Annotated in this window: 15 protein-coding genes and 1 pseudogene; 14 read left to right on the top strand and 2 right to left on the bottom strand. The window is 64.0% G+C overall.

Going from position 1 to position 14,149, the window contains the following annotated elements; genetic code table 11:
- Positions 1–187: 187 nt before the first annotated feature.
- Positions 188–475 (bottom strand): hypothetical protein, encoded by a 288-nt coding sequence (locus CIC12_RS10950; protein WP_168664136.1) that lies wholly within the window; start codon positions 473–475, stop codon positions 188–190.
- Positions 476–698: 223 nt separating this feature from the next.
- Between CIC12_RS10950 and CIC12_RS10945 the strand changes: the two genes are divergently transcribed.
- The gene (locus CIC12_RS10945; RefSeq protein ID WP_168664135.1) at positions 699–1,673 is read left to right on the top strand and encodes an IclR family transcriptional regulator; all 975 of its coding nucleotides are present in this window, start codon (positions 699–701) and stop codon (positions 1,671–1,673) included.
- A 98-nt stretch (positions 1,674–1,771) separates the two neighbouring features.
- Here the strand turns inward: CIC12_RS10945 and CIC12_RS10940 are convergent, their stop codons facing one another.
- Positions 1,772–2,845, bottom strand: coding sequence for a porin (locus CIC12_RS10940; RefSeq protein WP_168664134.1), 1,074 nt, complete (start codon positions 2,843–2,845; stop codon positions 1,772–1,774).
- A 438-nt stretch (positions 2,846–3,283) separates the two neighbouring features.
- Between CIC12_RS10940 and CIC12_RS10935 the strand changes: the two genes are divergently transcribed.
- The 13 genes and pseudogenes from CIC12_RS10935 to CIC12_RS10875 all read left to right on the top strand — a co-directional run.
- On the top strand, positions 3,284–3,598 hold the full coding sequence (locus CIC12_RS10935; RefSeq protein WP_168664133.1) for a non-heme iron oxygenase ferredoxin subunit: 315 nt from the start codon (positions 3,284–3,286) through the stop codon (positions 3,596–3,598).
- Between the two features lies 1 nt (position 3,599).
- A complete protein-coding gene (locus CIC12_RS10930) occupies positions 3,600–3,911 on the top strand; it encodes a recombinase-like helix-turn-helix domain-containing protein (RefSeq protein WP_168664132.1) in 312 nt (103 codons plus the stop codon).
- Between the two features lie 49 nt (positions 3,912–3,960).
- Positions 3,961–5,055, top strand: coding sequence for an aromatic ring-hydroxylating dioxygenase subunit alpha (locus CIC12_RS10925; RefSeq protein ID WP_168664131.1), 1,095 nt, complete (start codon positions 3,961–3,963; stop codon positions 5,053–5,055).
- Positions 5,048–5,815: an SDR family oxidoreductase gene (locus tag CIC12_RS10920; RefSeq protein WP_168664130.1), complete on the top strand. Its 768-nt coding sequence runs from the start codon at positions 5,048–5,050 to the stop codon at positions 5,813–5,815. Before CIC12_RS10925 ends, CIC12_RS10920 begins: the two co-directional genes overlap by 8 nt.
- Positions 5,816–5,841: 26 nt before the next feature.
- On the top strand, positions 5,842–6,369 hold the full coding sequence (locus CIC12_RS10915; RefSeq protein WP_168664129.1) for a cupin domain-containing protein: 528 nt from the start codon (positions 5,842–5,844) through the stop codon (positions 6,367–6,369).
- A 39-nt stretch (positions 6,370–6,408) separates the two neighbouring features.
- Positions 6,409–7,299 carry an alpha/beta fold hydrolase gene (locus CIC12_RS10910; RefSeq protein WP_168664128.1) on the top strand — a complete coding sequence of 297 codons (891 nt, stop codon included), beginning with the start codon at positions 6,409–6,411 and terminating at the stop codon, positions 7,297–7,299.
- Positions 7,300–8,187 (top strand): IclR family transcriptional regulator, encoded by an 888-nt coding sequence (locus tag CIC12_RS10905; protein WP_168664127.1) that lies wholly within the window; start codon positions 7,300–7,302, stop codon positions 8,185–8,187.
- Positions 8,184–8,996 (top strand): SDR family oxidoreductase, encoded by an 813-nt coding sequence (locus CIC12_RS10900; RefSeq protein WP_168664126.1) that lies wholly within the window; start codon positions 8,184–8,186, stop codon positions 8,994–8,996. The genes CIC12_RS10905 and CIC12_RS10900 overlap by 4 nt, the downstream gene beginning before the upstream one ends.
- Positions 8,989–10,647 carry a thiamine pyrophosphate-binding protein gene (locus CIC12_RS10895; RefSeq protein WP_168664125.1) on the top strand — a complete coding sequence of 553 codons (1,659 nt, stop codon included), beginning with the start codon at positions 8,989–8,991 and terminating at the stop codon, positions 10,645–10,647. Before CIC12_RS10900 ends, CIC12_RS10895 begins: the two co-directional genes overlap by 8 nt.
- Positions 10,640–11,470, top strand: coding sequence for an aspartate dehydrogenase (locus CIC12_RS10890; RefSeq protein WP_168664124.1), 831 nt, complete (start codon positions 10,640–10,642; stop codon positions 11,468–11,470). Before CIC12_RS10895 ends, CIC12_RS10890 begins: the two co-directional genes overlap by 8 nt.
- Positions 11,471–11,510: 40 nt before the next feature.
- On the top strand, positions 11,511–13,016 hold the full coding sequence (locus tag CIC12_RS10885; RefSeq protein ID WP_168664137.1) for an aldehyde dehydrogenase: 1,506 nt from the start codon (positions 11,511–11,513) through the stop codon (positions 13,014–13,016).
- Between the two features lie 27 nt (positions 13,017–13,043).
- Entirely contained in the window at positions 13,044–14,009 is a 966-nt protein-coding gene (locus CIC12_RS10880; protein ID WP_168664123.1) for a VOC family protein, read from the top strand.
- Positions 14,002–14,149, top strand: a pseudogene (locus CIC12_RS10875) (pyridine nucleotide-disulfide oxidoreductase); the annotation flags it as partial. The gene CIC12_RS10880 and the pseudogene CIC12_RS10875, both read left to right, overlap by 8 nt.

The raw sequence follows: 14,149 nt of genomic DNA, 5'->3' as shown, positions 1-14,149 counted from the left end.
GCGGCGGTCGGGATCGTCGGGGGTGTCGGCGGGGTCGTGAGCCGTGTTGTCGGCGTTTGGCAGCAGGTTGGAATCGTGGTCGGTCATCGGTGAGTTCCGAAGGGGGAGTGACGGGCACATAACCGCCGCTCGGGGCGGCGCGCGCGGCACCGGTTTACGGAGTCGAGGAGGCGGGTGGCCTCGCGGGCTAAGGCAGTCGACGCTTCACGCGCCAACTATGGTGCGTTGCATCGACGGCGAGCAGCAGCCAATGCCGCGCATCCACGGGATGACGCCGTTGCGTTGCATAGCGGTCGACGTTCAACTCAAGCTCGTCATGCGCGCGCCGGCGACAAGTCGCATGCGCACCCGAGCCGTCCGCGAATTCGACGATCGCCGCGGACGCTCCGGCAGGCTCGGGGAGATGCGCGATGCTGACTGCGCAGCCCGGATAAAGATGCGAGTCGGCAACCTGGATCTGAATGGAATCGGACATGATCATGGCCTCCATACGCCGGGGCGGAGCGAGAGCGCGACAGTCATGCTCAGCGCAATGGACCGGATCAAAGAATAGCACCGCGCAGCCGTTGCGCAATGGGTCTCGGCGACGATCGTCGCCTCGCATCAAACCAACGGCCGCCGCGCGTTAATGAGCGCGGCACGCTTCGCGCTATCATGCTGATCTGACCATGATGAACAGCATAAAACGGCAGCCCAAGATGGCAAAAGAAGAGCAAACAGGAGCGGGACGCAAACTCACGAAACCACGTAGCGCGACAGCGTCGTCATCGGGCGACGATGCGGCGTTGCCGCAGACTGACGCCATCGCCGCATCGACCGAACCCACCGACGAAGAGAGCGCCGGCGGATCGACCTATCTGGTGCCGGGCCTCGAACGGGGCCTGCGCATTCTCGCCGAATTCAGCGCGCGCGAGCCGGTGCTCGGCGCGCCGGAATTGTCCAAGCGTATCGGCATTCCACGCACGACCACCTTCCGCTTGTTGCAGACGCTCGAAGCGCTCGGCTTTCTCGAGCGCGTCAACGGCGACCGCTATTTCCGCCTGAGCGTCGGGGTGCTGAGGCTCGGTTTCGAATATCTGAGTTCGCTCGAACTGACCGACGTCGGCACGCCGATTCTCGAACGTCTGCGCGACGTCACCGGTCTGAGCACGCATCTGCTGATTCGCGATCAGCGCGATGTCGTGTTCGTCGCCAAAGCGCAAACCCATGCGCCCATGTTCAGCTCCGTGAAGGTCCACGTCGGTACGCGCTTGCCGGCCCATGCGACGGTGCACGGCCAGGTGCTGATGGGCGATTTGAGTTTTGAGGAATTGCGGCAGCTGTATCCCGAGCCGCAACTCGAACGATTCACCGAACGCACGCCGCTTACCGTCGAAGAATTGTATGGACGCGTGCGCGAAAGCGCGGCGCTCGGTTATGCGCTGAGCGAGGCGTCGTTCGAGCGGGGCATTTCGGTGGTGAGCGCGCCGGTGCGCGATCAGAGCGGCAAAATCGTGGCCGCGTTGACCGTCACGATTCCGCGCTCGGACATAGGTGAAGCCGAAGAGCGCGATCCGCTCGTCATCGCGGTTTGCCAGGCGGCGCTCGAACTGTCCGAGCGTCTCAGCTATCGTCCCCGGCCGGATGATCCGACCGCGGCTCAGGCGCGTCGCAAGCAGGTCGCGGCAAGTTGAGTCAGCGCTGACGTTGGCGTCAGCGCGGGGTTGCAAGTCCGGTTGCGCGCGCAGCCGGACTGCGTATTTCACACCACCCTCGCCATCCGTTGAGCAGTTCAGAACGAATGATGGATGCCGGTCAGGACAATCATCTGGTTTCGTCCGCTCGACACACCCGCGGTAAAGAACGCGGCGTTGGTGTCCGAACCCGCGCGCTGATACAGCGCGTTCACGTACACCTGCGTCGATTTCGACAGCGCGTAGATATCGCCGATCATGAACTGCGTCCAGCGATGCCCGGCCAACGTCGTCGTCGCGGCGCCGCCCGCCACGGTGTTGAACGGCGTGAACTGGTAATTCGCGCCCGCATCGTAGCTCTGATACGTGTCCGAATGTCCCGCCGATTCCAGCTTCACCCGCGTGTACAACGCGTGCACCAGCAGCTTGCCGAACTGGTACGACGCACCCGCGCCCATGTTCTGGACCTTGTCGGCGACATAGTTGGCGGAGGGCACGCCCTGGAACGTGGTGATGCCGGTAGTGACGATCGACGGGGTACGGTCGTGTTCATTCGAATACGACGCGCCTGCCTTGAACGGACCGTTTGCATAGCTAAGCGCAAAGCTCATTGTCCGGCCGGTGGCGAAATTGGTCGTGTTGCCCAGACCCATCATCGCACCGACGGAAAAGCCGCCGAACGTGGCTGACCGGAATTTCACCGAGTTGTCGAACGGCACCACGCCGGTGTCGGCGAGCGAGTCGATGTTGCCCGGATGGAACGCATACCAGCTCGCGGCCAGATAGGCGGTGCTCAGCGGACCCAGTACGTCAAAACTGAACGGCGTCTGATGACCGAAGGTCAGCGCGCCGATCTTGTCGGAACTCAAGCCGACGAACGCCTGGCGATTGAACAGCGTGCCCGATTTGGCGAACGCGCCAGTATTCGTGTAGAAGCCGTTTTCAAGCTGGAAAATCGCCTTCAAACCGCCACCGAGATCTTCCACACCCTTCAGGCCCCAGCGGTCGGGCTGCATGTTGCCCTGTTCCATCATCCACTTTGAATGACCTCCCACATTGCTGACGTACGCGATACCGGCATCCAGGCTGCCGTATAGCGTCACACTGCTCTGCGCCCATGCGCTTGTGGTCGCGCAGATTGCCGTCAAGCCGGCTGCAATGATGTGCTTCACCGTTGGTTCTCCTGATCACACGACGCCGGCTTGCGCCACATGCGTCGTCCCTGATCCTTGCTTTGGGGTTGAATGCAGTTGCGGGTTTATGCGCGAAAACTGCTCGGCTTTGTGTTTCACCTATGGGCGTTTGTATCGCCTATGGAAAAGTATAGTGAGTTCAGAAGTGGTCAAAATAAATTTTCGGACCCCGTACAAACCCGAGTAATGCGTCATGCATTGGCCGGGAAATTCGGTGGAAACCAAAGCCCGGTATGGCCTGGCGCCCGATCGTGCCTCTCGCGGGGCACTTCGAACAGTGTCGCGGGCGCCACAGTCAGTGTTTTCCCCTACGGCATCAGATTTTTATTTTTTCTCGCCGAGGCCACTCCTATAATCATCCATACACGAACTGCTGTTCCTTATGTGGAACGCAGAGCTTCAGGAGAAGGCGAGAAAATGACTGATCAATGGCGCTGCGCCGGCCATGCCGGCGACCTGTCCGAAGACGCGCCGCTCGAGTTCAAGCTCGACGGAACTGAAATCGGCATCTACAAGGTGGGTGACGAGCTTTACGCGCTCGAAAATGTTTGCCCCCACGCATACGCATTGCTGACGCAAGGCTTTATCGACGGCGACACCGTCGAGTGCCCGCTGCACGAGGCCGTGTTCCATATCCCCACCGGCAAGTGTCTGAAAGAGCCCGGCGGCCGCGACCTGAAGATGTATTCCGTACGTCTGGCAGGCGAAGAAATCCAGATCAAGGTGGCATGACATGCGTGAGGTAGCCGTGAACTTCAATCCTTTTCTGAAACCGTGGCTCGCGCCGCAGCCGAACAACGTCGCCGGCAAGGGCGTGATCGAGAAGCCTGGCGAGACTGAAAACTTCATCTGGCAAACGCGCAAGGCCGAGCCCACCCAATACGAGAACGACTTCGGCGACGCGCTCGAGAAAGTCTTCGAAGCGGGCGCAATGGAGTTGCAGGAGGTGGTCGACGGTTTAAACCGCGTCGGCTTCCGCACGCCGGAAGGTACTGCGTGGGACGCGGAGCGTCTCGCCACCGAATTCCGCCTGCTCGCCGACTAAGCGCGCTTTCCCGAACACGTTGCATCGCATCCGTACCCGGAGTCTCTTCATGACGTCCCCCACTACAACTCAAGGCGCAGCCGACCCGATCCAGTCGTACCTCAACAAAGGCCTGCGCAACTACTGGTATCCGGTCGCGCCGAGCTGGCAAGTCGGCGATGCGCCGGTCGGCATCACGCGCCTCGGCGACCAGATCGTGCTGTGGCGCGACAAGGAGGGCAAAGTCCGCGCGCTCGAAGACCGCTGCCCGCATCGCGGCGCGCGTCTGTCGCTCGGCTGGAACCTCGGTGGCAGCGTCGCGTGCTGGTATCACGGCATCGAAGTCGACGGCAGCGGCACCGTGCAGCGCGTGCCGGCCGTGTCGGCCTGTCCGCTGGAAGGCCAGACATGCGTGAAGTCGTATCCGGTCGAGGAGCACGCCGGCGCGATCTTTCTGTGGTTCGGCGACGACGCGCATAAGGAACCCGCGCCGCTCACGCTGCCGGAAGAACTGGTCGGCGAGGAGTACGCGAGCTTCCTGTGCATGTCGCACTGGAAGTGCAATTACCAGTACGCGATCGACAACGTGATGGACCCGATGCACGGCGCCTATCTGCACGCGAGCTCGCACTCGATGGCCGAAGGCGACAAGCAGGCCGACATGCGCGTGCGCAAGACCGAAACGGGCCTGATGTTCGAGAAGGTCGGCCAGCGCGACGTGAACTTCGACTGGGTGGAACTCGGCGAAACCGGCACCCTGTGGATGCGCCTCGCGATTCCGTACAAAAAGAAGTTCGGCCCGGGCGGCAGCTTCGGGATCATCGGCTTCGCCGTACCCGTCGACGAAGACAACTGCCAGGTCTATTTCTGGCGTACCCGCAAGGTGCAAGGCTGGCAGCGCGACGCATGGCGCTTCCTGTACCGCAACCGTCTGGAAGGTCTGCACTGGGCCGTGCTCGAACAAGACCGCTACGTGCTCGAAAGCATGGCGCCGAACGCGCGCGACCACGAATTCCTCTATCAGCACGACGTCGGCATGACGCGTGTGCGCCGCATGCTGCGTCAGCGCGCGCAACAGCACTTCGCCGACCTCGACGCACATCGCGCTCAACTGGCGGCAGCCGCGCCGGCCGCGACGCAAGCAGCGGGCCACAGCCATGCATAACGACGCACATGCAGCGCTCAATGGCCGGCGCGTCCTCGTGACGGGCGGCGCGCGCGGTCTCGGCGCAGCATTTGTCCGTGCGCTGATGCAAGCCGGCGCGCAAGTGGTATTCGGCGACGTACTGCACGACGAAGGCTCGGCGCTCGCAGCTTCATTGCGTGAGCAAGGGCATGCGGCGACCTACCTGCCGCTCGATCTCGCCAACCCCGTCAGCATCGAACAGTTCGCGCAGCAAGGCGCCGCGCAACTCGGCGGGATCGACGCGCTGATCAACAACGCGGCGATCACCAACTCTGGCGGCAAGTTCGCCGACGAGTTGTCGGTCGAGACGTGGGACGCCGTGATGAACGTCAACGTGCGCGGCACCTGGCTCATGAGCATCGCCGCACTGCCCTATCTGCGCGACTCGTGCCGCGGCAGCATCGTCAACATCGCGTCGGACACGGCGATGTGGGGCGCGCCGAAGCTGCTCGCGTACGTCGCGAGCAAAGGCGCGGTGATCTCGATGACCCGCTCGCTGGCGCGCGAATTCGGCGCTCATCAGGTGACCGTCAACGCGATCGCGCCGGGCCTCACCGAAGTCGAGGCCACCGCGTACGTGCCCGCCGAGCGCCATGAGTATTACCTGCAAGGCCGCGCGCTCACGCGTGCGCAAGTGCCCGACGACGTGACCGGGCCCGTGCTGTTCCTGTTGTCCGACGCCGCGCGCTTCGTGACCGGCCAGTTGTTGCCGGTGAACGGCGGCTTCGTGATGAACTGATCTTGTCGAATCGAAAGGAGAAAGAAATGGCGGACGCCGATATCGAACGCAAATCGTGGGACCAACCCGCGGACGCGAGCTTCGCACAATGGCTGGACAGCCGCGTCGCGCGCCTGGAAACGCGTCGCTACGACTGGGACGCGCTGAAGTTCCAGGCCGACTACGACCCGAAGTATCGCCGCGCGCAAATGCGCTATGTCGGCACGGGCGGCACGGGCGTCGCAAAGGACATGAACACGGTGCCGGCAGGCGGCTTCACGTTTTCGACGATGGTGATCCCGGCCGGCAACATCGGCCCGAGCCATATTCATATGGATGTCGAAGAAATTTTCTTCGTGCTGCGCGGCAAGATGAAAGTGATCTGCGAGAAAGACGGTGAAACGTGGGAAGCCGTGCTCGGCGAGCGCGATCTGATCTCGGTGCCGCCGGGCGTCTACCGCACGGAAATCAACATCGGCGAAGAAGACGCGCTGATGTGCGTGATGCTCGGGTCGCCGAAACCGGTCACGCCGACGTATCCGCCGGATTCGCCGCTCGCCAGGCTCAAGCGCTAAGCCTGCTGCATCGTTGTGAAAACACCCGCGAAGGAAATCATGTCCGCAGTCCCGTCCGTTACCGCCGACCAGCACGCCACGCTCGAAGCACGCCTTGCGCGCTTTCCGGCGCAACAGGTCACGCTGGACTCGCACGGCACGCTCAGCTATCGCGAAGCCGGTAGCGCCGACAGCGATGCGCTGCCGCTCGTGCTGCTGCACGGTATCGGTTCAGGCGCGGCATCGTGGGTGCAGCAGCTCGACGTACTCGGCTTGAGCCGCCGGGTGCTGGCATGGGACGCGCCGGGCTATGGCGCGTCCACGCCGGTTGCGGCGGCCTCGCCCGTTGCCGACGATTACGCCATCGTATTGAAGGACTGGCTCGACGCGCTCGGCATTCAACGCTGCGAGCTGGTGGGACATTCGCTCGGCGCGATCATTGCCGGCGCGTTTGCCGCCGCTTATCCGCAACGTGTGGCCGGTCTGCTGCTGCTATCGCCTGCGGGCGGTTACGGCGCGGCATCGGCCGAGGTGCGCGAAACGAAACGCGATCAACGCCTCGCCATGCTGGACGAACTCGGCGCGCAAGGTCTCGCCGAGAAACGCAGCGGCAATATGCTGTCCGCTCACGCAAATGACGCGGCCCGTGCATGGGTGCGCTGGAACATGTCGCGCGTGATGCCGCACGGCTACGCACAAGCCACCCATCTGCTCGCCAATGCCGATCTCGCGAGCGACCTGGCGCGCTTCGAAGGCCGCGTCAACGTCGCGGTCGGCGCCGACGACACCATCACCCCGCCCGAAGCCTGCGAGCGAATCGCTCTCGCTGCGGGCACCAAATTGCAGGTCGTGCCGCGCGCGGGACACGCCGGCTATATCGAAGCACCCGCCGCGTACACCGCGATCATCGACACGTTCTGCCGTGCGAGCGGCGGACAACGGAGCCAATGAATGACGCCCGACACACTCAACGCCGAGCGCGACGCGGACGACGAGCGCAACGACACCGGTAGCGATTCCGGCTACCGCGTGCCGGGTCTGGAACGCGGTCTGAAGATTCTGACCGAGTTCTCGCCGCGCGAGCCCGTTCTCGGCGCACCGGAATTGTCCCGGCGCCTGAAGATTCCTCGCACGACGGTGTTCCGTTTGCTGCAAACGCTCGAATTGCTCGGCTTTCTCGAACGTGCCGACAAGGACCGCAACTATCGCCTCGGCGTCGCGGTGCTGCGGCTCGGCTTCGAATATCTGAGTTCGCTCGAATTGACCGACCTCGGCCTGCCGATCATCGAAGCATTGCGCACCGAAACCGGTTTGACGAGCCACATCGTGATTCGTGACGGACGCGATGTCGTGTTCGTCGCCAAAGCGCAAAGCCATGCGCCGATTTTCAGTTCGGTGAAGGTCAACGTCGGCACCCGCTTGCCCGCTTATGCGACCACGCACGGCCAGGTGCTGATGGGCGACATGACGCTCGACGATCTGAAGAAGCTCTACCCGGAGCCGGAACTCGAACGCTTCACCAAGCAGACGCCCGCCACCGTCGAAGACCTGTACGAACGGATTCTCGACGACGCGCGGCGGGGTTTCGCGCTCAGCGAGTCGTCGTTCGAGCGCGGCATTTCGGTGGTCAGCGCGCCGGTGCGCAACGACACGGGCCGCATCGTCGCCGTCATCACGACGACGATTCCGCGCCACGAGATCGACGCGTCGCTGCTCGACAGTGGTCTGATCGAGAAGGTCCGCCGCGCGGCCGACGAACTTTCGCAGCGGCTCAACTATCGGCCGAAGAACGGCCCGAACGCGGGCAGCAAATACATGAAGGCACTGGGACTCCGATGATTCAAATCGACTTGACCGGGCAGGTGGCGGTGGTGACGGGCGGCTCGTCCGGCATCGGCCTCGCGACCGCCGAACTGTTTCTGCGGTCGGGCGCCTCGGTCGCGATCTGCGGCCGCGACACCGAGCGTCTCGCGCAAGCGGAAGCCGCGCTGAAGGCGCAGTTTCCGGACGCGCAACTGCTGGCGCAAAGCTGCGACGTGCTGAACGCCGACGACGTCAACGCGTTCGCGCAAGCGGTACAACAACGCTTTGGCCGCACCGGCATGCTGGTGAACAACGCAGGCCAGGGCCGCGTGTCGAAGTTCGCCGACACCACCGACGACGCGTGGCGCGAAGAACTCGACCTGAAGTACTTCAGCGTGATCCGCCCGACTCGCGCGTTCCTGCCGATGCTGCGCGATGCAGCCGAGGGTGGCGCGGGCAACGCGACGGTGGTTTGCGTGAACTCGCTGCTCGCGCTGCAGCCCGAGCCGCACATGGTGGCGACGTCGTCGGCGCGTGCAGGCGTGCAGAACCTGATCAAGTCGCTCGCGGTGGAACTCGCACCGCAGCACATCCGCGTCAATTCGATTCTGATCGGCATCGTCGAATCGGGTCAGTGGCGCCGCCGTTACGCGAAGGAAGCGCAGCCGGGCCAGAGCTGGGAAGACTGGACCGCCGAACTGGCGCGCAAGAAAAACATTCCGCTAGGCCGCTTCGGTCGCCCCGAAGAAGCCGCTCAAGCGCTCTTTTACCTGGCTACGACGCTGTCGTCCTATACGACGGGCAGTCACATCGATGTTTCTGGAGGCGTTGCACGACATGTCTAACAAAACCACCGTTGGCGAACTGATCGCCGCTTTCCTCGAGCAATGCGGCGTTCAAACCGCGTTCGGCGTGATCTCGATCCACAACATGCCGATCCTCGACGCGATTCATAACCGCGGCAAGATCCGTTATGTCGGCGCGCGCGGCGAAGCCGGCGCGGTGAACATGGCCGATGGCCTCGCGCGCGTCTCTGGCGGCCTGGGCGTCGCATTCACCAGCACTGGCACCGCGGCGGGTAACGCCGCGGGCGCGATGGTCGAAGCGTTGACCGCGGGCACCGCGCTGCTGCACGTCACAGGCCAGATCGAAACCGAGTATCTGGACCAGGACCTCGCGTACATCCACGAAGCGCCGGATCAACTCTCGATGCTGTCGTCGATCTCGAAGGCCGCGTACCGCGTGCGCTCGGTCGAAACCGCGCTGCCGACCATCCGCGAAGCCGTGCGTGTGGCGCAAACGGCGCCGAGCGGCCCGGTCAGCGTCGAGATTCCGATCGACATTCAGGCCGCCGAAATCGAATGGCCCGCCGATCTGGCCGCGCCGCACGTCACGACGCTCACGCATTGCAGCCAGCGCGTCGCGCAACTCGCGCAGCAACTGGTCGAGGCGAAGCGCCCGCTGCTGTGGCTGGGCGGCGGCACGCGTCATGCGACGAAAGCGGTCGAACGTCTGGTCGCGCTGGGCTTTGGCGTCGTGACGAGCGTGCAGGGCCGTGGCGTGTTGCCCGAAGACCATCCGGCGACGCTCGGTGCGTTCAATGTGCATGCAGCAGTCGAGAGCTTCTACAAGACTTGCGACGCATTGGTCGTGGTCGGTTCGCGTCTGCGCGGCAATGAAACGCTGAAGTACAAGCTCGCGCTGCCGCAGCCGCTGTATCGCATCGACGCCGACGCGCTCGCCGACAACCGCGGCTACCGCAACGAGATGTTCATTCATGGCGATGCATCGGCCGTCCTAGAAGAACTCGCGACGCTGCTCGAAGGCCGCCTGAAGGTCGATCCAAAGTTCGCGCAGGATCTGGCCGCCGCGCGCGAGCGCGCAGTCGCCGACGTGGGCAAGGGCCTCGGTCCGTACAAGCGCCTCGTCGACGCGCTGCAGGAGGCCGTGGGCCGCGACTACAACTGGGTCCGCGACGTCACGATCTCGAACAGCACCTGGGGCAACCGCATGTTGAAGATCTTTTCGCCGCGTGCGGGCGTGCATGCGCTCGGCGGTGGTATCGGCCAGGGCATGCAAATGGGCATCGGCGCCGCACTCGCGGGTAATGCCGCGAAGACGGTATGCCTCGTCGGCGATGGCGGCCTGATGGTCAACGTCGGCGAACTCGCGACGGCCGTGCAGGAAAACGCCAACGTGATGATCGTGCTGATGAACGATCAGTGTTACGGCGTGATCCGCAACATTCAGGACGCGCAATACGGCGGCCGCCGCTGCTACGTCGATCTGCATCAGCCGGATTTCGCGCAGTTCTGCGAAAGCCTGAAGCTCACGCACCACCGCATCAAATCGCTCGACCAGGCCGACGCGATCATCCGCGAAGGCATCGCGAAGACCGGCCCGGTACTGGTCGAAGTGGACATGCTGTCGGTCGGCTCGTTCGCGACCGCGTTCGCGGGGCCGCCGGTCAAGGAACAGGAGCCCGAACATGCATGAGCCGGGCTACGCAGGGCATCACGCACCCGTCGACGTTGCGATGATCGGCTTCGGCGCGATCGGCCAGGCGGTGTACCGCGCGGTCGCCGCCGATCCGACGGTGCGCGTATCGCACGTGATCGTGCCGGAGCGGCACATGGCGTCGGTGCGCGAAGTGGTGGGCGCATCGGTGGATGTGGTGACGTCGGTTTCCGCATTGAGCAGGCAGCCGCATTTCGCGCTGGAATGCGCGGGCCATAGCGCGCTGGTCGATCACGTGGTGCCGTTGCTCAAAGCCGGTACGGATTGCGCGGTGGCGTCGATCGGCGCGCTGTCCGACATGATGCTGCTGGACGCATTGTCCGCGGCCGCCGATGAAGGCGACGCGACGCTGACACTGTTGTCCGGTGCGATCGGCGGTGTGGACGCGCTGGCCGCGGCCAAGCTCGGCGGTCTCGACGAAGTGCTGTACACGGGCCGCAAGCCGCCCGCCGGCTGGCTCGGCACGCCGGCAGAACAGGTGTGCGACCTGCATGCGCTGAACGAAGAGCGGGTGATCTTCGAAGGCAGCGCGCGCGAGGCCGCGCGGCTCTATCCGAAGAACGCCAATGTCGCCGCGACGATCGCACTGGCCGGCCTCGGTCTGGACCACACCACGGTCCGGCTGATTGCCGATCCGAATGTGACGCGCAACGTGCATCGCATCGTGGCGCGCGGCGCATTCGGCGAGATGTCGCTGGAAATGTGCGGCAAGCCGTTGCCGGACAACCCGAAGACGTCCGCCTTGACCGCGTACAGCGCGATGCGCGCACTGCGCAATCGCGCGGCCCGCTGCGTGATTTGAGACCTTAGCTGACTAGCTGAAGCAAACCGGAATGACCGACATGACTCACTTCGATACCAGCCTCGTGCCCACCGGCGATATTTTCATCGGCGGCGAATGGCGGCAAGGGCGTGGCCACCCGTACAAAAGCCTGTATCCGGCGGATCAGTCGGTCAACATGGAAATCTCGACGGCCAATGCCGACGATGCCCGCGACGCAGTGCAAGCCGCGGATATCGCGTGGCGCCGCGCGGACTGGTCGGGCCTGAAGCCGCATCAACGCGCGCTGGTCCTGTACCGCATCGCCGATCTGATCATGGCGCGCCACGAAGCGCTCGCGCAATTGCAGCGCCGCGACAACGGCAAGCCGATCGGCGAGACGCGCGTGTTGGTGGCGAGCGCCGCGAACACGTTCCGCTATTTCGCGGCCAGCCTCGAAACGCTCGACGAAGAAGTCACGCCCTCGCGCGGCGACTATCTCACGATGAGCCTCTATGAACCGATCGGCGTGATCGCGGCGATCACGCCGTGGAACTCGCCGATCGCATCGGATGCGCAGAAGCTCGCGCCGGCATTGGCGGCCGGTAACGCAGTGGTGTTGAAACCCGCTGAAGTCACGCCTTTGACCTCGCTGGCACTCGCGCGCATCTGCGAAGAAGCCGGCGTGCCGAAGGGCGTGATCAGCGTGCTGCCCGGCAAGGGCTCGGTGATCGGCGACGTGCTGGTGCGTCATCCGCTCGTGAAGAAGGTGTCGTTCACGGGCGGCACCGAAGTGGGCCGCGGCATCGCGCGCATCGCGGCGGACAAGCTGATGCCGGTGTCGCTCGAACTCGGTGGCAAGTCGCCGACCATCGTGTTCGATGATGCCGATCTCGATCACGCGGTCAACGGCGTGCTGTACGGCATTTTCAGTTCGTCGGGCGAGGCGTGCATTGCGGGTTCGCGGCTGTTCGTGCAGCGCTCGATTTATGACGCGTTCATGAAGCGGCTCGTTGAAGGCGCGCGCAAGCTGCGCGTCGGCGATCCGTCGCGCGCTGAGACGCAAATGGGTCCGCTGATTACGGCGGCGCATCGCGAAACCGTCGAGCGTTATGTCGCGCTGGGTCTCGAAGAAGGCGGGCGCCTGTTGTGCGGTGGCGAGCGTCCGGTCGGCGATGGCCGCGAAGCCGGCACCTATTTCCAGCCGACGATTCTCGAAGGCCTCACCAACGAAGCGCGCATCTGCCAGGAAGAAATTTTTGGGCCGGTGCTGGTAGCGATGCCGTTCGACGACGAAGTCTCGCTGCTGAAAGACGCGAACGACAGCGTCTTCGGCCTCGCCGCCGGCATCTGGACGCGCGACTACAAGCGTGCGTACCGGATCGCCCGGGCGCTCGAAGCCGGCACCATCTGGATCAACACGTACAAGCTGTTCTCGATCTCGACGCCGTTCAGCGGCTGGAAAGAGAGCGGCATGGGACGCGAGAAAGGCCGCCTGGGCATCCGCGAATACATGCAACAGAAGAGCCTCTACTGGGGCTTGAACGACGCGCCGCTGGCGTGGGCTAGCGCGCCCCCGGCAAACTGAATACGCAAGATACGCAAGAGGCACGTTATGACGATTCTCGGCATCGAACAGATTATTTACGGCGTGACGGATCTCGCCACCTGCCGCCGCTTTTTCGCGGACTGGGGTTTGAAAGAGACCGCGCACGACGAGACCCACGCGCGCTTCGAAACGCTGAACGGCTGCACGATTCTCGTCGTCGACGCGAACGACCCGTCGCTGCCGCCCGCATTCGAAGCAGGCCCGACGCTGCGCGAAGTGACCTGGGGCGTCGCCACCAAAGCCGAACTCGACGAGCTGCGCGGCCGCTTCGCCGGTCAGCCGGGCCACTTCGAAACTGACGACGCAGTGGGCTGCATCGACCCGAACGGCATGGCGATTCGCGTCGAAGTAACCCGCAAGCGTGCGCTCGACGTACAGGGTTCGCCGTCGAACGTGTGGGGCCAGACGTTGCGCGTCGATCAGCCGTCGCCGATCTACGAGCGCGCGGAGCCCGTCGAAGTGGGCCACGTCGTGTTCTTCACGAACAAGCTCGCCGAACAGGAAAAGTTCTACCAGGAGCTGCTCGGCTTCGAAATGTCGGACCGTTATCCGGGCCGCGGCGCGTTCATGCGCTGCGCGCCGCACGGCGGCCATCACGACATTTTCCTGCTGGCCTTGCCCAACGGTAAGCGTGGTTTGAATCACGTCGCGTTCACCGTGCGCGACATCCACGAAGTATTCGGCGGCGGCATGCACATCAGCCGTTGCGGCTGGGATACGCAACTCGGGCCGGGGCGTCATCCGGTGTCGTCGGCGTACTTCTGGTACTTCCAGAATCCGGCTGGCGGTTTGATCGAGTACTACGCCGACGAAGATCAGCTCACCCCCGACTGGCAGCCGCGCGATTTCGAACCGGGCCCGACCGTGTTCGCCGAATGGGCGATCGACGGCGGTATCGACGGCAATACGCGGCGCCAGAAAAACGCGAAGGCGCCGGAAGGCAAGTTCATGACGGAGCGCAAAAATGACTGACGCTGCTACTGAAAAGGCGCAAGCCGCGCATGCCGGGCTCGAAGCGCCGCGCACGATCGTCGTGATCGGCGGCGGCCAGGCGGCTGGCTGGGTCGTGAAGACGCTGCGCAAGGAAGGCTTCGACGGCCGTCTCGTGATGA

Source organism: Paraburkholderia sp. SG-MS1, assembly GCF_012275575.1.
Lineage (GTDB): Bacteria > Pseudomonadota > Gammaproteobacteria > Burkholderiales > Burkholderiaceae > Paraburkholderia.
Note: the sequence above shows the minus strand (reverse complement) of the source record. Positions and strands in the feature narration are given on the sequence as shown.